15 protein-coding genes are annotated in these 19,127 nt (G+C 56.9%); 8 read left to right on the forward strand and 7 right to left on the reverse strand.

From position 1 onward, the window contains the following. Window positions 1-557: 557 nt before the first annotated feature. Genes codB through codA form a run of 3 tightly spaced genes read left to right on the forward strand, consistent with a single transcriptional unit; the run spans window position 558 to window position 4,293 of the window. Entirely contained in the window at window positions 558-1,820 is a 1,263-nt protein-coding gene (gene codB, locus FN082_RS02670; RefSeq protein ID WP_142981099.1) for a cytosine permease, read from the forward strand. A 2-nt stretch (window positions 1,821-1,822) separates the two neighbouring features. Continuing rightward, complete coding sequence (locus tag FN082_RS02675; protein ID WP_139538630.1) at window positions 1,823-3,058, forward strand: PucR family transcriptional regulator; 1,236 nt, start codon at window positions 1,823-1,825, stop codon at window positions 3,056-3,058. Further along, on the forward strand, window positions 3,055-4,293 hold the full coding sequence (gene codA / locus FN082_RS02680) for a cytosine deaminase (protein WP_142464111.1): 1,239 nt from the start codon (window positions 3,055-3,057) through the stop codon (window positions 4,291-4,293). Before FN082_RS02675 ends, codA begins: the two co-directional genes overlap by 4 nt. Before the next feature lie 33 nt (window positions 4,294-4,326). On the opposite strand, the gene FN082_RS02685 is transcribed toward codA, so the two are convergent. Genes FN082_RS02685 through FN082_RS02710 form a run of 6 tightly spaced genes read right to left on the reverse strand, consistent with a single transcriptional unit; the run spans window position 4,327 to window position 11,576 of the window. Further along, window positions 4,327-5,781, reverse strand: a complete 1,455-nt coding sequence (locus FN082_RS02685; RefSeq protein WP_142981100.1) for a sulfatase family protein — start codon at window positions 5,779-5,781, stop codon at window positions 4,327-4,329. A 55-nt stretch (window positions 5,782-5,836) separates the two neighbouring features. Then, window positions 5,837-7,372 carry a sulfatase gene (locus tag FN082_RS02690; protein WP_142981101.1) on the reverse strand — a complete coding sequence of 512 codons (1,536 nt, stop codon included), beginning with the start codon at window positions 7,370-7,372 and terminating at the stop codon, window positions 5,837-5,839. After that, entirely contained in the window at window positions 7,372-8,451 is a 1,080-nt protein-coding gene (locus tag FN082_RS02695) for an ABC transporter ATP-binding protein (RefSeq protein WP_139538627.1), read from the reverse strand. Before FN082_RS02695 ends, FN082_RS02690 begins: the two co-directional genes overlap by 1 nt. Window positions 8,452-8,470: 19 nt before the next feature. Next, on the reverse strand, window positions 8,471-9,319 hold the full coding sequence (locus FN082_RS02700) for a carbohydrate ABC transporter permease (protein ID WP_110273298.1): 849 nt from the start codon (window positions 9,317-9,319) through the stop codon (window positions 8,471-8,473). Continuing rightward, complete coding sequence (locus tag FN082_RS02705; protein WP_112214555.1) at window positions 9,319-10,236, reverse strand: carbohydrate ABC transporter permease; 918 nt, start codon at window positions 10,234-10,236, stop codon at window positions 9,319-9,321. The genes FN082_RS02700 and FN082_RS02705 overlap by 1 nt, the downstream gene beginning before the upstream one ends. Before the next feature lie 5 nt (window positions 10,237-10,241). Further along, window positions 10,242-11,576, reverse strand: coding sequence for an extracellular solute-binding protein (locus FN082_RS02710; protein ID WP_142981102.1), 1,335 nt, complete (start codon window positions 11,574-11,576; stop codon window positions 10,242-10,244). Between the two features lie 360 nt (window positions 11,577-11,936). Between FN082_RS02710 and FN082_RS02715 the strand changes: the two genes are divergently transcribed. From FN082_RS02715 to FN082_RS02730, 4 genes are all read left to right on the forward strand, one after another. Then, complete coding sequence (locus tag FN082_RS02715; RefSeq protein WP_112214557.1) at window positions 11,937-12,926, forward strand: LacI family DNA-binding transcriptional regulator; 990 nt, start codon at window positions 11,937-11,939, stop codon at window positions 12,924-12,926. A gap of 122 nt (window positions 12,927-13,048) precedes the next feature. After that, complete coding sequence (locus tag FN082_RS02720; protein ID WP_139538625.1) at window positions 13,049-13,858, forward strand: inositol monophosphatase family protein; 810 nt, start codon at window positions 13,049-13,051, stop codon at window positions 13,856-13,858. A 109-nt stretch (window positions 13,859-13,967) separates the two neighbouring features. Next, window positions 13,968-15,326 (forward strand): MFS transporter, encoded by a 1,359-nt coding sequence (locus tag FN082_RS02725; protein WP_112214559.1) that lies wholly within the window; start codon window positions 13,968-13,970, stop codon window positions 15,324-15,326. A 25-nt stretch (window positions 15,327-15,351) separates the two neighbouring features. Next, window positions 15,352-16,620 carry a histidine-type phosphatase gene (locus FN082_RS02730; protein WP_142981103.1) on the forward strand — a complete coding sequence of 423 codons (1,269 nt, stop codon included), beginning with the start codon at window positions 15,352-15,354 and terminating at the stop codon, window positions 16,618-16,620. Window positions 16,621-16,757: 137 nt separating this feature from the next. On the opposite strand, the gene mtnA is transcribed toward FN082_RS02730, so the two are convergent. After that, window positions 16,758-17,786 carry an S-methyl-5-thioribose-1-phosphate isomerase gene (gene mtnA, locus FN082_RS02735; protein ID WP_139538623.1) on the reverse strand — a complete coding sequence of 343 codons (1,029 nt, stop codon included), beginning with the start codon at window positions 17,784-17,786 and terminating at the stop codon, window positions 16,758-16,760. Window positions 17,787-17,888: 102 nt separating this feature from the next. Between mtnA and mtnK the strand changes: the two genes are divergently transcribed. After that, the gene (mtnK, locus tag FN082_RS02740) at window positions 17,889-19,088 is read left to right on the forward strand and encodes an S-methyl-5-thioribose kinase (protein WP_139538622.1); all 1,200 of its coding nucleotides are present in this window, start codon (window positions 17,889-17,891) and stop codon (window positions 19,086-19,088) included. Window positions 19,089-19,127 lie beyond the last annotated feature (39 nt).

Here is a 19,127-nt window from a genome sequence, read left to right on the forward strand (position 1 = left end):
GTAGTACGTGAGGAGTGTGAGCACTGCCCAGGTCCAAAATGGCCAATAAAATAGCCTGGAGAAAGGTTCTTTAGCCGTCTAAATGGCTATTCACCCGATACTAACACCGCCCGCTCAAGTGAACAATATTTCAGAAAAGACTTACATTAATAATGGTTATAATGGAATTGCATATGAAATTACTATTTTTAACAATAAAGAAATTGAATGTCTTCATGATGCCAACATTACCCACCATATGCTGCCAAAAAGATAGGGGATCGTTCCGCCAGAAAACGACGCAAAATTGGCATCATTTGTCGATTCAGCCCTCCCTGTAGGTCGGGTAAGGCGCCAGCCGCCACCCGACAGGAATGCGCGCAATAGCTCAATCCCACTGCTCCACGGCGGTGCAAAACCTGTCACAGTGCACACATTTATGGCAAACATCGGCTAAACAACACCATTTTATGTGCACAGTGCCCACTTATCCGTGTTACCCCTGCCCCGATTTTGTTGGCATATCTCTTGCTACCCCTCTGGCATCGCCATTCGGATAGCCACTCAGAGGTTCCACAATGTCAAACAGCAATGATTTTCCGCTCGTCGAAGCGCCTGCCTCAGGGCGCAAAGGCGTATTTTCGATCTCCATGGTCCTGTTCAGCTTCACCTTTTTTACCGGCACGATGTTCGCGGGCGGCAAGCTTGGCGTCTCTTTTTCGATTGTGAACCTGCTATGGATTGCGGTTATCGGTAACTTTCTGCTGGCGCTATACGCCGCGTCGCTCGGTTGGATTGCCGCGCGCAGCGGGCTGAATACCGTGCTGATGGGGCGCTTTTGCTTCGGGGAAATCGGCAGCAAGCTCGCCGATTTTATTCTCGGTTTCGCCGAACTGGGCTGGTACGCCTGGGGTACCGCGACGGTCGCTATCTCGCTGGTCAAAATCCTCGCCCTGCCCGAGGCGATGACCATTCCGCTGATGATCCTGTTTGGGATCCTGTTCTGCGTGACCGCGCTGGTGGGCTACAAGGGGCTGGATGCGCTATCGCGCGTGTCGGTGCCGCTGATGTTTATTCTGCTGGTCGTTTCTATGTATCTTGCCGCCCATCACGTCGGCGGCTGGCAGGCGATGACCAAAATCGAACCGGGCGAAACCATGACCTGGTCGGCGGCGATCACCATGGTGTTCGGCACCTTCGCCAGCGGCGCAACCCAGGCGACGAACTGGACCCGTCTGGCTAACTCCAGCCGCACCGCTATCGTCGCCAGTATGAGCAGCTTCCTCGTCGGTAACGGGCTGATGATTGTTGCCGGGGCGTGGTGCGCCATCGTTTATCAGCAGGCCGACATTGTGGAGGTACTGATTTTACAGGGACTGTCCGTCGCCGCGGTGGTCATGCTGTGCCTCAACCTGCTGACGATTCAGGGGCCGACGATTTACAACGTCTCGGCTGCCGCCTGCCATCTGCTGCGCAGCGAGCGCCGTCGTAGCCTGACCGTGGTCGCCGCTGGCGTCGGCATTCTGCTGGCCATTGGCGGGATGTATGAAATGCTGATCCCGTTCCTGGTGCTGCTCGGTAGTATCATCCCGCCCATCGGTGGCGTTATCCTCGCCGACTATTGGTTCTATCGCGGCGGGCGCTATCCGCTGCTGCAAACCGCCCGTTTACCGCGCTTTAACTGGTTGGGGCTCAGTGCCTACGCCGTCGGCGCGGTGGTGGCTTATCTGTCGCCGTGGATCGCGCCGCTGGTGGGGATTACCGTCTCCGCGCTGGTCTACATCGCCCTGATCCGCCTGAGCAAACGCCAGCCCGCCGCTGACTCAGTTGCGGAACAGTAACCATGAGTCTGACGGTCAATGAAATCCTCGCGCTGGACGGGCTCTCCGCCATGCGCCTGCGCGCGGGTAAACAGGGCCTCCAGCTGGCGGTTCGCTGGTACTACGTGGCGGAAAATGAAAATATCGCCGAGTGGATCATGGGCGGGGAACTGGTATTTATCACCGGGATCAACCATCCCCGCGATGAAGACAACTTGATTCATTTACTGATGGAAGGAAAGCAGCGCGGGATCGCCGGGATGGTGATCCTGACCGGTGACCAATATATTCAGGCGATTCCACCGCGGCTGATCGCGCTGGCCGACGAACTGGGCATCCCGCTAATTGAACAGCCCTATCTGCTGAAGATGGTGATTGTTACCGAACGCATCGGCACCGCGCTGGTGCGCAGCGAGAACGCCCTGCAATCACAGCGCGATATTCTGCTGCAACTGCTAACCGGCGACTATCCCGACCTGCAAATCCTGCATCAGCGTGCGCTCCACCAGCAGCTGGATTTTACCCGCCCGCTGCGGGTAGCGGCGCTGCGCCTTGAGGGGATAGCGCGCCTGTTTCGCCAGTTTCCGCCCGAGCAGGCCGAAGCCTGGCTCCAGCAGGCCCGCCGCACCGTGCGCCAGCGCTTGCAGCAGCAGCTCAATCAGCAGGGAAACCCTTTTCCGCTGGTCGAGCGCAGCAATATGTTTCTCTTCCTGCTCCCGGATGAGGAAGGCGAGTTTTATCAACAGAAAAAGTGGTTAGAGCAGTGGTTGCTGGCGCTGGCGGAAAGCGATGATAAGTTATCGCTGCTGTGCGGACTGTCCGCACCGGTGCAGCATCTACAGGGATATCAGCGCGCGCTGTCGCAGGCGCGCCAGGCGCTGGATCTCAGCGATAACCTGCGTCCGGCCCAACGCATCAGCGACTATCAGCAACTGGGCTTTATCAAGCTGCTTTCCGCCGTCAGCGACCCTGGGCTGCTAACCGACTTTATGCATGACACTCTCGGCTGCCTGATCGAACCCGACCGCAAAAGCCCGTGGCTGTTAATGGAGACGCTTGAAACGCTGCTCCAGGAGAGCGGCAACGTAGTCAGGGCCGCCGAGCGATTGGGTATTCACCGCAACACGCTGCATCAGCGCATCCAACGAATTGAAAAGCTGACAAGCTATCCGGTCAGCCATCCGCAATTTCATCTCAACGCCTCGGTCGCCCTGGCTATCTGGCGTATGTCGCAAAACCATTTACGGGAACAACCATGAAAATTATCAACGCGCGCCTGCGCCATAAAGAAGCGCTCTATACCCTTGATCTCCAGGACGGTTTGATTAAAAGCATCACCGCGCAGGCCGCCGCGCAGGCGGTTGAGGCCAACGATATCGACGCGCAGCAAAAGCTGGTGATCCCGCCGTTCGTCGAACCGCATATCCACCTCGACGCCACCCTGACGGCGGGCGAACCGGAGTGGAATATGAGCGGCACGCTGTTTGAGGGCATCGCCCGCTGGAGCCAGCGTAAAGAGAGCGTCACGGTTGAAGATACGCGCCAGCGCGCGCTGAAAACTATTGGTATGCTGCGCGATAACGGCGTACAGCACGTGCGTACCCATATTGATGTCACCGACCCCTCCCTGACCGCGCTGGAAGCCATGCTGAGGGTAAAAAAAGAGGCGGCCCATCTTATCGACCTGCAAATCGTCGCCTTCCCGCAGGAGGGCATCGAATCCTTCCCCGGCGGGCGCGAGCTGATGACCCGCGCTATCGAGATGGGTGCCGATGTGGTCGGCGGCATTCCGCATTACGAAAATACCCGCGACAAGGGCGTTAGCTCAGTGATGTTTTTGATGGATCTGGCCCAGCGCCACGGCTGCCTGGTGGACGTGCACTGCGATGAAATTGACGACCCGCAGTCACGTTTTCTGGAAGTGCTGGCGGAAGAAGCCCGGGTTCGCGGCATGGGCGCGCAGGTCACCGCCAGCCATACCTGCGCGATGGGCTCTTACGATAACGCCTACTGTTCGAAGCTGTTCCGCCTGTTAAAAGCCTCGGGGATCAGCTTTATCTCCTGCCCGACCGAAAGCATTCACCTGCAGGGGCGCTTTGATACCTGGCCGAAACGCCGTGGCGTGACCCGGGTGGCGGAGCTGGACCGCGCCGGGATCAACGTCTGCTTTGCTCAGGACTCCATTCAGGATCCGTGGTATCCGCTGGGCAACGGCAATATCATGCGTATCCTCGACGCCGGGCTGCACATCTGCCACATGCTGGGGTATGAAGATTTGCAGCGCTGTCTCGATCTCATTACCGATAACAGCGCCCGGGCGCTGTGCCTGGGCGATAACTACGGTATTGCCGAAGGACGTCCGGCGAACCTGCTGATCCTTGATGCAGAAAACGACTATGACGCCGTGCGCCGCCAGGCCAAAGTGCTGACCTCCATTCGCCATGGCGACATTATTTTGCAGCGCCAGCCGGAACAGATTTGCTATCCAAACTGATGCATTAAACACCCGGCAGGTTACCCTGCCGGGCTAAAAATCACTGATGCGCTCCGGCCCTGCGCCGCTCACCTTCATCATGGCGGAAAAATGCTGCTGAATAAGCTGCGCCTTGAGCGGCTTAAACTGCGGGTCGTGCCAGCGGTCATGAAATTCATGCGGATCGTTATCTAAATCAAACAGCTCCCCCTCTTCAGCATCGTGATAAACAATCAGTTTATAGCGACCATCAAAATACATGCTGGCGCGCGAACCGATGCTGCCGGGAAAGCCAAGCGCGTCAAAATATTCGCTCAGCACATAGGGCTTATGCTGATGCAGCGCGCTGTCGCCATTGAGCAAAGCGTACAGAGACAGTCCCTGGTTCTGCGCGGGTATCGGTAGCCCCGCGCTCTCCAGCAGCGTCGCTGGAATATCTACCAGCTCGACTAAGGCATTCGAGCGCCTCTGCGGCGCGAAACGCTGCGGCCACGAAACGATCAGTGGCACATGCACCAGCCCTTCATAAAAGCGGCAGCCCTTGTAGAGTAGGCCGTGATCGCCCAGCATCTCTCCGTGATCGCTCATAAAGATAACCAGCGTATTCTGCCGCTGCCCGCTCTCATCAAGCAGCGAGGTCAGGCTGCCGACCAAATCATCTATCTGAGCTATCATGGCGAAATAGGCCGCGCGAATGGCCTTCGCATCCCAGGATTCCGGCGGCGTGTCATGGCTGCCTTGCAGGCTTTCCCCCTCTACCGCCACGTTCGGATTGACAGCCTTTTTGGTCTGCTGGTCGACCCGCGTAAAACGCGCCTGATGGGCCAGATCGCTTTCGGCAAACAGCGGTGGGCGAATGGCATCCGCATCAATACGCTGCAAATACGCCTGCGGCGGGTCAAACGGCGGATGCGGATCGTAGAGGTTAATGCTGAGGAACCACGGCGACTGCTGATGGCGGGAGATAAATTCCCGCGCCCGCTCTGTCGCCCAGGTGGTCTGGTGAAATTCCGCCTCAACTCCCGGATAAATCGCGCCCTGCGCGTGGGCGTATAGCGCCTGCGGATCGACGCCTTTCTCTTCCAACCACGTCTGATAATCGTGGCCCTCCGACCAGTCTGGGTGCGGATGTTGGCTCCAGTAAAACTCATCGTAGCCATCGTCGGGACGCTGCTCTACGCCGTGCTGGCTGGCGGAAAGATGCAACTTACCAATCAGCCCGGTGCGATATCCCGCCTGCTGAAATGAACGAGGCAACAGATGCAGGTGCTCGGGAAAGCGGCGGTTGCCGTTGCGCTGTATTTGATGCGCAATCGGGTACATTCCAGTCAGAAACGATGCCCGGCTGGGGGTACAAATTGGGCTTTGCACATAGGCGCGTTCAAACAGCACTCCGGCAGCGGCAAGGTTATCAATGTGCGGCGTCTGCGCGCCGGGCGTCCCAAGACAGGAAAGCGTATCCCAACGCTGCTGGTCGGTACATATCCACAAAATATTCGGTTGGTTCATGGGAGCATCGCTTACTGTTTATGGCCCGCATGTCAGCGGGCCGTCACACCGTGGGTTAAACCTCAGAAGAAACGTCCTGGGGCGTTAACCCCAGCCGCTCAAAGGCTTCCGGCGGCGCATCGTTTTTCGCCATTAAATCGACCATTAACTCGCTAAGCTGCTGCTCAACTACCGGGTCGTACAGCGGGGCGAGCTGCCCCGGGTCCTCAGCCAGGTCGTACAGGCGGGTCTCTTTTTCCAGGAGCGACCCCGGCCCATAGTTGTTATACATCGGCGAGGTATCGATAACCGGCACTTTCAGCAGTGGAACGCCTTTGGTGAAGGGGAAAGGTGCAGCCAGCGTGGTATCCGCCAGCTCTTCGGTGCTGAAACGCGAGGTGATATGCGTCGGCATCAGCGTATACTGGTAAATCTCCTGCTCGCTGAGGTTTTCCGGGTAGCGGTGGTAGGTATAGCGGCCATCGGTCACGTTGACCGCCCCGCCGAAATAGCCAAAGAGAATGCCCTCCCGTAGCGCCCGATCCTGCGCCACAACCGGCAGCAGCGAGTGTCCTTGCATCTCCGCCGGGCGTTTCGCGCCGTGAATATCAAGGAAGGTGGCGGCAAGGTCCGGCGTCTGGGTCAGAGCCTGCCTGCGCTGCCCGGCAAAGTGCGCGTACTCAGGATGGTGAATAAACAGCGGAATATGCGCCACCTCCTCGTACATGTTCATGCGGTTTTTCGCCCAAAAGTCATGCTCGCCCAGCAGGAAACCGTGGTCGGTGGAGAGCACCAGCACGGTGTCCTTCCACAGATCGTGTTGATCAAAATAATCCAGCACATCGCCAAGCAGCGAATCGCACAGCGCAATTAGCCGATAGTAATTGGCGCGAAGTTCCTCGCCCTCTTCCGGTAGTTCATCGACGCGACCATAGCGCGGCCAGTCAAGAACCGGCCCGGTCCAGTCGGTGTTAATCACATTATAAAAACGCTCCGGGGCGGTAAATGGCTCATGCGGATCGAAGGTTTCAATTTGTAGGAACCAGTTGTCAGCATGGCGATTGGTATCCAGAAACTCCAGGCCACGAGCAAAGCATTGCACCGAGGGGAAGTCTTTCTCTTCGCGGATATACTCCCGGTTGATGATATTGCGCGCTTTTAAATCCCGCCGTCCGTTTGCAAACTGCGAGGGATGGTATTTTTCCCGCAGGCGCTCCCAGTGCGGCTGCACCATCGCCTTCCACGGGTCGCCCTCCTGACCGCGAATAAACTCAAACGAATCATAACGGTTATGATAGGTCGCGCCGCCATCTTCAAAATAGTGGTTATGATCGGTGATCAGATGGCTGTAGACCCCCTGCTGATACAACAGCTCAGGGAAAGAGTTATCAAAGGGCTCCAGCGGCCCCCAACTACGGTGCAAAAAACTCAGGCGACCGGTCTGCATATCGCGTCTGGCGGGCATACACGGCATGCTGCCGACATAGTGGCGATCGAACGCCACTGAGTGCCGCGCCAGACGGTCAAAGTTCGGTGTTGGCACATGCTGGCCACCGTAAGGCGACAGAGCCAGACGGTTCAGTGAATCAAACAGCAGGAAGACGGTACGCATTATTGCTCCTTAGTCAGGGGAATTCTTTCGCCGCTTTCGGCATCAAACAGGTGAATGTGGCGAACATCCGGCAGCAGGCGGATGCTATCGCCCGGCTGGAGTTCAAGCCGCTGGCGGAAGGTACAAGTCAGGGTTTCGCCGCCCAGACGGGCGTTGATCAGGGTTTCCACACCGGTGGGCTCGGTAACGTCAACCTCAGCAGGCAGACCATCAGCAGAATTGAGAACAAAGTGCTCCGGTCGGATGGCGTAAATCAGCGCCCTTCCGGCAAGATGCGCCAGGTTATCCGCCAGCGGCAGAAGCAGACCGGAATCGCTGACAAAACCTTCGCCATCGTCAGAAATGCGACCGGATACGCGGTTGATCTCCGGCGAACCAATAAATGAGGCGACAAACAGGTTACGCGGCTGGTCGTATAGCTCCAGCGGGGTCGCCACTTGTTCAATACGCCCCTGATTCATAATGGCGATCCGATCGGCGAGGGTCATCGCCTCTATCTGATCGTGGGTCACGTAGATCATCGTGGCGTCCAGCTGTTGGTGGAGTTTTTTGATCTCAAGGCGCATATCCACCCGCAGCTTGGCATCGAGGTTCGACAACGGCTCATCGAACAAAAAAACCTCGGGGTTGCGCACCATCGCCCGACCTATTGCCACCCGCTGGCGCTGACCGCCGGAGAGCTCGCGCGGGTGACGCGCCAGCAGCGGCGTAAGCTGTAGCGCTTCGGCAGTAGCGTTGACCCGCCCGGTAATTTCCTGCTTTTTCACCCCTTTTATCTTCAGCGAGAAGCCCATGTTCTCCGCCACGCTCATATGCGGATAAAGCGCATAGCTCTGGAAAACCATGGCAATATCGCGCTCGCTGGCGGGTATCTCATTGATATCGCTCCCCTGGAGCAAAATTCGCCCATTCTCAACCTCCTCCAGCCCGGCGATCATCCGTAATAGTGTGGATTTTCCGCAGCCGGAAGGCCCGACGAGGACAATAAACTCCCGCTTTTCAATATGCAGATCGATATTCTGCAAGACCGTGACGTTGCCGTATTTCTTATTGACGCTCTCGATTGCAACCGCGCTCATTGGATTTTCCTTTTTAATGTCATGCCTTCACCGCGCCGGACAGTAATCCTTTGACGATAAAGCGCTGGCCCACCACGAGCAGCAGCAGTACCGGAATCGAAACCAGCAGGGATGAAGAGGCCATTTCCGCATAGCGAATCTGTTCATTTTGCGAAAAAGCAGTGATGTATACGGGCAAAGTTCGCGCCTGCTCCGAACTGAGAATTAACGCTATCGGAAAGTCATTCCACACAAACAGCAGCACCAGAATCGTCGTTGCGGTCATACCGGATCTAATCAGCGGTACGAAAACGTAGCGAAAGCGTTGCCAGTGGCTACAGCCGTCAACGCTGGCGGCATCCAGCAGCTCTTTAGGGATCTCGCGGGCAAACGTCACGCCCAGCCAGAGCGCCATGGGTAGCCAGGCGGCCACGCTGGCGATAATGATGGCAATCCGCGTATCGTAGAGGCCCAACTGGCGAAAAAGATTGAACCAGGAACCCACAAAGGTCACCACCGGCAACAGGTTGAACAGCAGGCACCAGCCAAGCAGAACCGCCCCTAACGCGGGAGGCAGCTTACGTACGGTGGTCAGCGCGTAGGCGGAAAACAGCGTCACGGCGACGATAATCGCGGTCGTGGTCAGCGTAATCACCACGCTGTTGACGAAATAAGCGCTAAACATCGAGCCGGGGTCGAATAACAGCTCACGCAAAGTATTCAGCGTCGGCGTAAACACAAAACGGGCGAGCAGAATATCGATTTGCTTTTTAAATGCGGTGCTCAATAACCAGATAAAAGGAAACAGCACCAGCACAGCGTACAACGTGATTGCGGCGCCACGACCAGCCGTAAACAGCCGGGCGCGCCCGCGTAGCGATAGCAGCATCAGCTTATCCTCCGCTTACGTAGGCTCATCAATACCACCAGCAGCAGAGCAATAATGAAGAAGGTAAACAGGGACATCACTGCCCCCAGCCCCTCACGGTCCTCAATAAAAAAGGCGCGATAAATGGAGTAGCTGACCATCTCGGTGGCAGTGCCTGGCCCGCCTTTGGTCAGCAGATAGATTTCATCAAAGACCTTGAACGAGAAGATGATGCGCAGCATCAGGGTTATCAATAACGCTGGCCACATCATGGGTAAAATGACGAAACGCAGGCGCTGCCAGCGGCTGCAACCATCCAGTTGGGCAGCCTCCAGCACCTCGCGGGGCAGCGCCTTCAGGCCCGCAAGCAGCAGCAGGAAGGAAAACGGCGTCCAGTGCCAGACATCAACCACAATCACCGATAGAAACGCCAGCGATGGTGTTCCCAACCAGTCAGGCGGTACGATATCCAGTTGACTCAGCACCACGTTAAGAACCCCAGAGTCGTTGTTGAGGATCAGTCGCCACATCGCACCGATTACGATGGGAGAAATCACAATCGGCAGCAGCAGGATGGTTGTCAGTAAACGCGGCTCTTTCTTCATATCGTTAACCGCCAGCGCCAGCGCAAAACCGATAACAACTTGCAGCGTCACGGCAATAACGGAAAATGCCAGCGTATTGACCAGCCCCGGCCAGTAGTAGGGATTGGCAAGAAAAGCGCGAATATTATCCAGTCCGACAAACCGGGTGACGGCGCGTCCATCCTGCCAGCTCACCTCCTGGGTAATCAGGCTGAAAAGATGGATCACTGGGGTAACCATCAACGCGGCAATAATGACAATCAGCGGCGTCAATGCTAGCCACGGCCACCAGTCACGGTGCTGATGGCGTGAAGAGGATAAGGGCCGAAGCACGGAGAGAGGTTGTCCAGACATAGCGATTATCCTTTGCTCGCGGCATCATCAGGCAGATCCGGCGGAAGCTGCGTTTGATAACCCGCAGCCGACAGCAGCTGATGCACCTGATGTGCGGCGGTATTCAGCGCCTTCTCCGCCGACTGTTCACCACTTAGCGCTTTGTAAAGCTGGAGCCCCAGCAGCGCGTTGATCTGGGCGGACTCCTTAACCGGGCTAATAATCTGCGCCTCGGCGGTCGCTTCCGTCAGCGCAGGTAAGAAGTTGAGCGGGTCTTTTGCAACACCCACCAGGTCGGAACGTACCGGCACACCGCCAGATTCATACAGATATACCTGACTGGCCTGTTCTTCATACCATTTGAAGAAATCCAGCGCCGCCTGCTTGTTTGCCGCCGGAATATTCTGTGGGATACCGCCGACCCAGTGCCCTGCGGCATAAACACCCTTCGCTCCAGCGGGGTGAGGAATAACCGTGACGCCATACTTATCCGTGACAATGGAGCTATCCGGATTGCTCAGCGGGCCCCGAGCTGCCGCCACAATATTCGCCTGCGCGGCCTTCCCGGTGGCGAAAAGCTGAATTAACTCCCCCTGGGTTAATGCGCCTGGATTGCTGTAACCCGCTTTGGCAATGGCGATATAGTATTTAAGCCCACGCAACGTTTCCGGGCTATTGAGGATAATATTAAAATCACCTTCGCGCGGATCCTTAAATATCCCACCACCGGCAGAGAGCAGGAAGGGGGAAATATCAAAAACGATATCCTGCGGACCACCACGAATCAAAAAACCATTCTGGCGCGGCGGCTGATGCAGTTTTTTTGTATTCTCGGTTAACTCTTCCCAGGTTTTCGGCGGGGTCAGCCCGGCCTTCTGGTAAATATCTTTGCGATAATAAAACAGCTGCGGATTCGCGGTAACCGGGAAGGTATAGAGATCGCCGGATTGTTTATTGAAAACCTTGCGCGCATTGTCCCAGTAAAGCGCATCGCCAAATGTCAGTACCTGCTCAGGCAGGCGATAATCGGCCTCAATGCTTTTAATCGGCGTCAAAAAACCGCCACCATAGAACTCCCCTAACCAGTTGATATCTATCATAGTGATATCATAGACCCCCTCCTTCGCCCGCACCGAACTGCGAATTTTATCGAGTAATCCGCCGTAGGGTACCGCATCGATACTGACGTTATTTCCGGTGTCTTGATTATATTTTTCGACCGTTTTTTTAAAGCCATCGAGCCATGGCGACTGGTTGATAACGATTTTAACATTGGCCGCATAGGCTGTAGATAAGGAAGGCAACGCCAGCATAGTTAATATCGCCGCGCCGGAAATACGCAAAAAATGGTTTCTTGCCACAGGTTTGACTCCGCAAGTTATAAATCGAACAATATTTATATTCAGCCCTGGTAATACAGATGAAATTAGCTTGCGGAAATAATTGCTGTCTATAACGCAGATAGCATAACTTATGCGTCACATGAATATGCTATAAAAATAGAGTTTAGTTTTTTGTTTTATAAAGAATTTTTATTTTAGCCACACATATATCTATATTATTACAATGCTTAGTGAAATAAATGATTAGGAATAATATATATCAAAAGCTGACAGGGAAAGCGCATCAACCCTCTGCTCGCCCGGGGATTTATGTGGTACCTTCTTACTACTTTTCGTTACCGACCATGGCTCCCTGAGAACAACCCGTACCCTGATACTATGAGCGAAAAAAAATGGATTAAGGCTGAGGACGTTGCCCGACTCGCAGGCGTCTCTCGTTCGGCGGTTTCCCGTACCTTTACGCCCGGCGCATCGGTGGCGGATAAAACCCGACAGAAAGTTCTCGCCGCTGCGGAAACGCTTGGCTATCAGGTCAATATCATCGCCCGCACGATGATTACCGGCAGCAGCAATTTTATCGGCATCGTCACTGCCGGATTTGATAACCCGTTTCGTAGCAAGCTGCTGTCGCCGCTGGTCCACCAACTGGCACTCAACGGTTTTATGCCGCTGCTGATGAACGCTGACGATCCGCAGCAGCTTGCTCCGTCGCTTAAACAACTGCTGAGCTACCACGTCGCAGGAGTCATTATCACCTCCGGGGCACCGCCGCTGTCGCTGGCGGAAGAGTATCTGGAGCGAAAAATCCCGGTGACGCTTATCAACCGTCACGCCGACTTAACCGGCTGCGACCGCGTTTGCAGCGATAACGCCCAGGGTGCAAAAATGGTTGCCGATTTATTTACCCAGCGTCAGTGGCAACAGGCCGGGTTTATTGGCGAAAGTCTGGATAACTTCAGCACCCGGCAGCGCTACGAAGCGTTTGTCGCCCATACTCAAGGTATGGACGTTGCCGCGCATTTCTGCGAAAGCGCCGGTTATCAGGCAGGCTTTGCCGCCGCCAGGCAGTTGCTCGCAGCGCATCCGCAGCTCCAGGCACTATTTTGCGCCACTGATATGCTGGCGCTCGGCGCGCTGGACGGTCTGCGGGCAGATAACCCTTCCGCGCCCCTGCCAGCAATTGTTGGCTTCGATGATATCCCCCAGGCCGACTGGCAACCCTACCAGCTCACCACCGTGCAGCAGAATACCGCCCTGCTCGCCCATCACGCGGTGGATCTACTGGTCACTAGGATCGCCAAGTTCAGCCTGCCCTCGCGACACCGCGAAGTACCGGTGAAATTAATCATTCGTCAAAGCGCAAAATGAAAATTTTATTTTATGCAGACGCGATCACAGAATAATCTTTAAGATCCCTCCACACTCATTTCGCCCTTCGGGGCTATTTTTTACACGCAAAATGCACACGTGTGCAAAAATGGAGAATAAGCATGAAACCCCTGGAATCAGATGCTCTGCAAGCCCGCTATCGCCTGGCCTGCGAGCTGGCTAAGGCCGGTGCGGAATTAGCTTTCGAATACTATCAACAGCGCGACCGGCTGGCGGTGGATCACAAAGGCGATGACCTACAGGATGTGGTCAGCATCGCCGATAAGCGGGTCGAAGAGTTTGTTAAGCAACGCATTCTCGGCGCGTTCCCACAGGATGGTTTTCTTGGCGAGGAGAGCGGAACGCAGATGCCAGACGCCCGCGTGCTGTGGGTGGTCGACCCTATCGACGGCACCAGCTGTTTTCTTAACGGCCTGCATACCTGGTGTCTTTCGCTGGCTATCGTCGCCGACGGCGAACCGGTTATCGGCGTGGTGTATGACCCCAACCATCGCGAGCTGTTCCACGCCCTGAAAGGCCAGGGCGCGTGGCTCAATGACGCGCCTGTCACGCCGCATCCGGCAGCCACGGTCAAAGAGGGAGTCATGGGCGTCGGCACCTCACACCGCGTAACGCCTGCTCTCTTCCTGCCTTTCCTCGATGCGCTGCTCAGCGACGGCGGCATGTTTATCCGCAACGGCTCCGGGGCATTAATGAGCGCGTGGGCGGCGGCGGGACGCTTAATCGGCTACTACGAACCGCATATGAATCCGTGGGATGGCCTGCCGGGGCTGGTGCTGATGCGCGAAGCAGGCGGCCTCACCAACGACTACCTGGCAGCGGATGGCATTCGCAATGGCAACCCGCTGCTGCTGGCCAGTAAAACGCTTTACCCACAATTAAAAAACATGCTTTGCCACCCATTACCTTAACCCGTATGGGGTCAGGCTTTATCTGATTATGTACTCTACACAACGAAAATGAACCCTCAAGGATGAACCACACTAATCAGTCAGGCCTCCGACCTTCGGAGATAACACAATGTCTGGAATTATCGCATTTTTTCGCGCTTCGCCGCCCAAAACGGGCGGAGAGTTCAACGAGCAGCGCTTTCGCAGCGTGCGCTGGCAAACCTTTATTGCCATGACCCTGGCGTACGTCACGTTCTATGTTTGCCGGCTGTCGTTTACCGTCGCCAAGAGCGCGCTGGTTGAGCTTGGCATCACTCCGACCGAGCTTGGCATGATCGGCTCAACGCTGTTTTTTAGCTACGCCATCGGCAAGCTGGTGAACGGTTTTATCGCCGATCATGCCAACGTCGTGCGCTATATGAGCCTCGGGCTGCTGCTGAGCGCCGGGATGAACCTGATGATGGGAATGACCACCAACGCCATGCTGCTGGCCATCTTCTGGGGGATCAACGGCTGGGCGCAATCGATGGGCGTCGGCCCGTGCGCGGTGTCGCTGGCGCGCTGGTACGGCTGCAAAGAGAGGGGCACCTTTTACGCCATCTGGTCAACGGCGCATAACATCGGCGAAGCGATGACCTATATGGTGATCGCGGCGGTGATTGCCGGGTTCGGCTGGCAGATGGGCTATCTCTCGACCGCCGCGCTCGGCGCTGCCGGGGTGGTGCTGCTCCTGCTGTTTATGCGCGACTCCCCGCAAAGCAGCGGCTTTCCGTCAATCAACGTGATTCGCGATGAACCGCAGGAGGAGACCGAAGCGCGTGGCTCGGTGTTTAAAAACCAGCTGCTGGCGCTGCGCAATCCGGCCTTGTGGACGCTGGCGCTGGCCTCGGCATTTATGTATATCGACCGCTATGCAGTGAACTCGTGGGGGATCTTCTTCCTTGAGCAGGATAAAGCCTACTCAACGCTGGAAGCTTCCGGGATTATTGGGGTCAACGCCATCGCGGGTATTGCCGGAACCATTATTGCCGGGATGCTCTCTGACCGCTTTTTCCCGCGTAACCGCAGCGTGATGGCCGGGTTTATCAGCTTGCTCAACACCGCAGGCTTCGCGCTAATGCTCTGGTCGCCGCACGGCTACTACAGCGATATTCTGGCGATGATTATCTTCGGCGCGACCATTGGCGCATTGACCTGCTTCCTCGGCGGATTAATTGCCGTCGATATCTCATCGCGCAAAGCCGCAGGCGCAGCGCTCGGCACCATCGGCATCGCCAGCTACGCGGGGGCCGGCCTCGGCGAGTTTCTGACCGGGATAATCATCGACAAAACGGCAATTATCGAAAACGGTAAAACGCTGTACGACTTCAGTACGCTGTCGCTGTTTTGGGTGGGCACCGGCCTGATGTCCGCGCTATTCTGTTTTACCACCGCCGCGATTGTCGCCAGGCGACACGCGATAGAACGTCAGACTTCATTCTCTTCATAACCCTTTAACCCATAAGGAAGATCTTATGATGCCTGTACGACATCAGGTTTTGCTACGCCTGCTGCTTGCCTGCGCCCTGCCGCTGCTGGCGGCCCCGGGCCACGCCGCTGCGCAATATCAACTGGAAAAAGTGGTTGAACTCAGCCGCCATGGTATTCGCCCGCCAACGCCAGGCAACCGGGAAGCCATCGAAGCCGCAACCCAGCGCCCGTGGACCCAGTGGACCACTCACGACGGCGAATTGACCGGCCATGGCTATGCCGCAGTGGTGAATAAAGGGCGCGAAGAAGGCGCACACTATCGCCAGCTCGGCCTGCTGACTGCGGACTGCCCGGCAAGCGGAGAGATTTACGTTCGCGCCAGCCCCTTGCAGCGCACGCGAGCCACCGCACAAGCGCTGGTTGATGGCGCATTTCCCGGCTGCGGCGTAGAGATTCATCACGTCAGTACCGACGCCGACCCGCTGTTTCAGACCGATAAGTTTGCCGCCACGCAAACCGACCCCGCTCGCCAGCTGGCGGAGGTGAAAGCGAAAGCCGGAGATCTGGCACAGCGTCGGCAGGCGCTGGCTCCGGTGATTCAGTTGCTAAAAAACGCAGTATGCGTAGCCAATAAGCCCTGCCCGGTGTTTGATCTACCGTGGCAGGTGGAGCAGAGCAAAAGCGGCAAAACGTCGATTAGCGGGCTGAGCGTGATGGCTAATATGGTCGAGACACTGCGCCTGGGCTGGAGCGAAAACCTGCCGCTCAGCCAGCTGGCGTGGGGCAATATCACCCGCTCCAGTCAGATTACCGCCCTGCTGCCGCTGCTGACGGAGAACTACGACCTGAGCAACGACGTTTTTTATACCGCGCAAAAACGCGGGTCGATTCTGCTCAACGCCATGCTTGAAGGGGTGAAAGAAGACGCTACGCCGAACGTGCGCTGGCTGCTGCTGGTGGCCCACGATACCAATATCGCCATGGTACGTACGCTGATGGATTTTAGCTGGCAGCTACCGGGATACAGCCGGGGTAATATCCCGCCGGGCAGCAGCCTGGTGCTGGAACGCTGGCGCGATACCCACAGCGGTCAACGCTACCTCCGCGCCTACTTCCAGGCGCAAGGTCTGGACGATTTACGCCGTCTGCAAACGCCGGATAGCCAGCACCCGATGCTGCGCCAGGAGTGGCGTCAGTCAGGTTGCCAGACGACTGATGTCGGGACGCTGTGCCCTTACCAGGCGGCGCTGACGGCGCTGGGCCAGCATATCGACCGGCAGTCCGCTCCGGCGGTTGAGATGGTGCTGCCATGATTTAATTATCGTACCCGCACGCTTGTCAGGTGGCGGCTAGCGCCTTACCTGACCGACAACCGTTTCGTAGGCAATTGAAAGAGGTGCGCTTTATCCATAACGGACGCGAAGCGATGGAGGTAGCTTCGCGTTTTAACTTAAGCGCTTTCTAACGCAAACGCCCCGGCTGCAACCTGCGCCGGGGTCACCACGCCGCTGTCCAGTACCCAGCCGCTAATCAGCGCGGCGGGCGTCACGTCAAACGCTGGGTTGTAGACCGCCGCGTCTTTCGGCGCCCACTGTACCGCGCCAAAACTTCCGGCCACGCCAGTCACTTCCGCCGCCGCCCGCTGCTCAATCGGGATCGCCGCGCCGTTCGGGCAATGACGGTCAAGCGTAGTTTGCGGCGCAGCCACGTAAAACGGGATCTGGTGATACTTCGCCAGCACCGCCAGAGAATAGGTGCCGATTTTATTCGCCACGTCGCCGTTGGCCGCAATACGGTCAGCACCGACCCAAACCGCATCGACCTCTCCCTGCGCCATCAGGCTGGCAGCCATCGAATCGGTGATCAGACGATACGGTACGCCCAGCTCCCCCAACTCCCAGGCGGTCAGACGTCCGCCCTGTAACAGAGGACGCGTTTCATCCACCCACACGTTTGCCACTTTCCCCTGTTCGTGCGCCAGCGCAATCACCCCCAGCGCGGTGCCGACTCCCGCTGTCGCCAGACCGCCGGTATTACAGTGGGTTAACAGGCGGCTGCCCGGCGTGACCAGCGCGCTGCCCGCTTCGGCAATATGGGCGCAAAGCTGCTTATCTTCTTCGATCAGGCGCAGCGCCTCCGCTTCCAGCGCCTGGGGATAATTCTCTTCCGCCAGCGCCAGCTTCATGCGATCGAGATTGTTCATCAGGTTCACCGCCGTCGGGCGCGCCGCGCGCAGCGTCTCCAGCGCCTGAGAAAGTTCATCGCGGGTCAGGCCGCGCTTCCCCAGCAGCGCCAGCAGCAGGCTGGCAGAAAGGCCAATCAGCGGTGCGCCGCGTACCCGTAGCGCGAGAATATGGTCCACCAGCAGCGCCACGTTATCCGCCGCCAGCCAGCGTTTCTCCTGCGGTAGAGCCTGCTGGTCAAGAATAAAGAGCTGATTTTCGCTTACCCGCAGGCTGGTGGTCTGTAGTGTCTGCATTTAGTTAAATCCCTGTTGCGTTGTTGTATCACATTGTGTCAGGATGGAATCCAGAAGTATAGACGTCTGAACGGCTTAATCAGAATTTTGAGGATCAAGGCAATGTCGCAATACCATACTTTCACCGCCAACGATGCGGTGGCTTACGCACAACAATTTGGCGGTCTCGATAACCCGTCAGAACTGGTGTCCGCACAGGAAGTGGGCGACGGCAACCTCAATCTGGTATTTAAAATTTTTGATAACCAGGGCGTCAGCCGGGTTATCGTTAAGCAGGCCCTGCCCTACGTGCGCTGCGTCGGGGAGTCCTGGCCGCTAACGCTCGACCGCGCCCGCCTTGAGGCGCAAACCCTGGTCGCTCACTATCAGCACTGCCCGCAGCACACGGTACAAATTCTGCATTTCGATCCCGAGCTGGCGGTGATGGCGATGGAAGATCTCTCCGATCACCGCATCTGGCGCGGCGAGCTGATTAACAACGTTTACTACCCGCAGGCCGCCAGCCAGTTGGGGGAATACCTGGCCCAGGCGCTGTTTCACACCAGCGACTTTTATCTGCATCCGCATGAGAAAAAGGCCCAGGTGGCACAATTTATTAACCCAGAGATGTGCGAAATCACCGAGGACCTGTTCTTTAACGATCCGTATCAGGTTCACGAGCGCAATAACTACCCCGCGGCGCTGGAAGCCGATGTCGCCGCCCTGCGCGACGATGCCCAGCTAAAGCTGGCGGTGGCCGCGCTGAAGCACCGTTTCTTCTCCCATGCCGAAGCGCTGCTGCACGGCGATATCCATAGCGGCTCGATATTCGTCGCCGAAGGCAGCTTTAAAGCTATCGACGCCGAGTTTGGCTATTTCGGGCCGATTGGTTTTGATATCGGCACCGCCATCGGCAACCTGCTGCTCAACTACTGCGGCCTGCCAGGGCATTTAGGTATTCGCGATGCCGCCGCCGCCCGTGAACAGCGTTTGAGCGATATTCAGCAGTTCTGGAATACCTTCGCCGAGCGTTTCCAGGCGCTGACGGCGGAGAAAACCCGCGATGCGGCGCTGGCTTACCCCGGCTATGCCTCCACGTTCCTGAAGAAAGCATGGGCCGATGCCATTGGCTTCTGCGGTACCGAGCTGATTCGCCGCAGCGTCGGGCTGTCGCACGTGGCGGATATCGACACTATTCAGGACGAAGCCATGCGCCATGAATGCCTGCGCCACGCCATCACGCTGGGTAAAGCGCTGATTGTGCTTGCCGATCGCATCGACAACGTCGAAGAGCTGATTGCGCGAATTCGTCAGTACGGTTAATGAGTATCAAGCGCCGCCTCCAGGTATTTCCCCACTTCC

Source organism: Klebsiella spallanzanii (assembly GCF_902158555.1).
Taxonomy (GTDB): domain Bacteria; phylum Pseudomonadota; class Gammaproteobacteria; order Enterobacterales; family Enterobacteriaceae; genus Klebsiella; species Klebsiella spallanzanii.

Coding starts and splice junctions, on each gene's coding strand:
- FN082_RS02675 (WP_139538630.1), top strand. CDS start 1,823: ATGAGTCTGACGGTCAATGAAATCCTCGCGCTGGACGGGCTCTCCGCC.
- FN082_RS02720 (WP_139538625.1), top strand. CDS start 13,049: ATGAAACCCCTGGAATCAGATGCTCTGCAAGCCCGCTATCGCCTGGCC.
- FN082_RS02685 (WP_142981100.1), bottom strand. CDS start 5,781: ATGAACCAACCGAATATTTTGTGGATATGTACCGACCAGCAGCGTTGG.
- FN082_RS02705 (WP_112214555.1), bottom strand. CDS start 10,236: ATGTCTGGACAACCTCTCTCCGTGCTTCGGCCCTTATCCTCTTCACGC.
- FN082_RS02700 (WP_110273298.1), bottom strand. CDS start 9,319: ATGCTGCTATCGCTACGCGGGCGCGCCCGGCTGTTTACGGCTGGTCGT.
- mtnA (WP_139538623.1), bottom strand. CDS start 17,786: ATGCAGACACTACAGACCACCAGCCTGCGGGTAAGCGAAAATCAGCTC.
- mtnK (WP_139538622.1), top strand. CDS start 17,889: ATGTCGCAATACCATACTTTCACCGCCAACGATGCGGTGGCTTACGCA.
- codA (WP_142464111.1), top strand. CDS start 3,055: ATGAAAATTATCAACGCGCGCCTGCGCCATAAAGAAGCGCTCTATACC.
- FN082_RS02730 (WP_142981103.1), top strand. CDS start 15,352: ATGATGCCTGTACGACATCAGGTTTTGCTACGCCTGCTGCTTGCCTGC.
- FN082_RS02695 (WP_139538627.1), bottom strand. CDS start 8,451: ATGAGCGCGGTTGCAATCGAGAGCGTCAATAAGAAATACGGCAACGTC.
- FN082_RS02725 (WP_112214559.1), top strand. CDS start 13,968: ATGTCTGGAATTATCGCATTTTTTCGCGCTTCGCCGCCCAAAACGGGC.
- FN082_RS02690 (WP_142981101.1), bottom strand. CDS start 7,372: ATGCGTACCGTCTTCCTGCTGTTTGATTCACTGAACCGTCTGGCTCTG.
- FN082_RS02715 (WP_112214557.1), top strand. CDS start 11,937: ATGAGCGAAAAAAAATGGATTAAGGCTGAGGACGTTGCCCGACTCGCA.
- codB (WP_142981099.1), top strand. CDS start 558: ATGTCAAACAGCAATGATTTTCCGCTCGTCGAAGCGCCTGCCTCAGGG.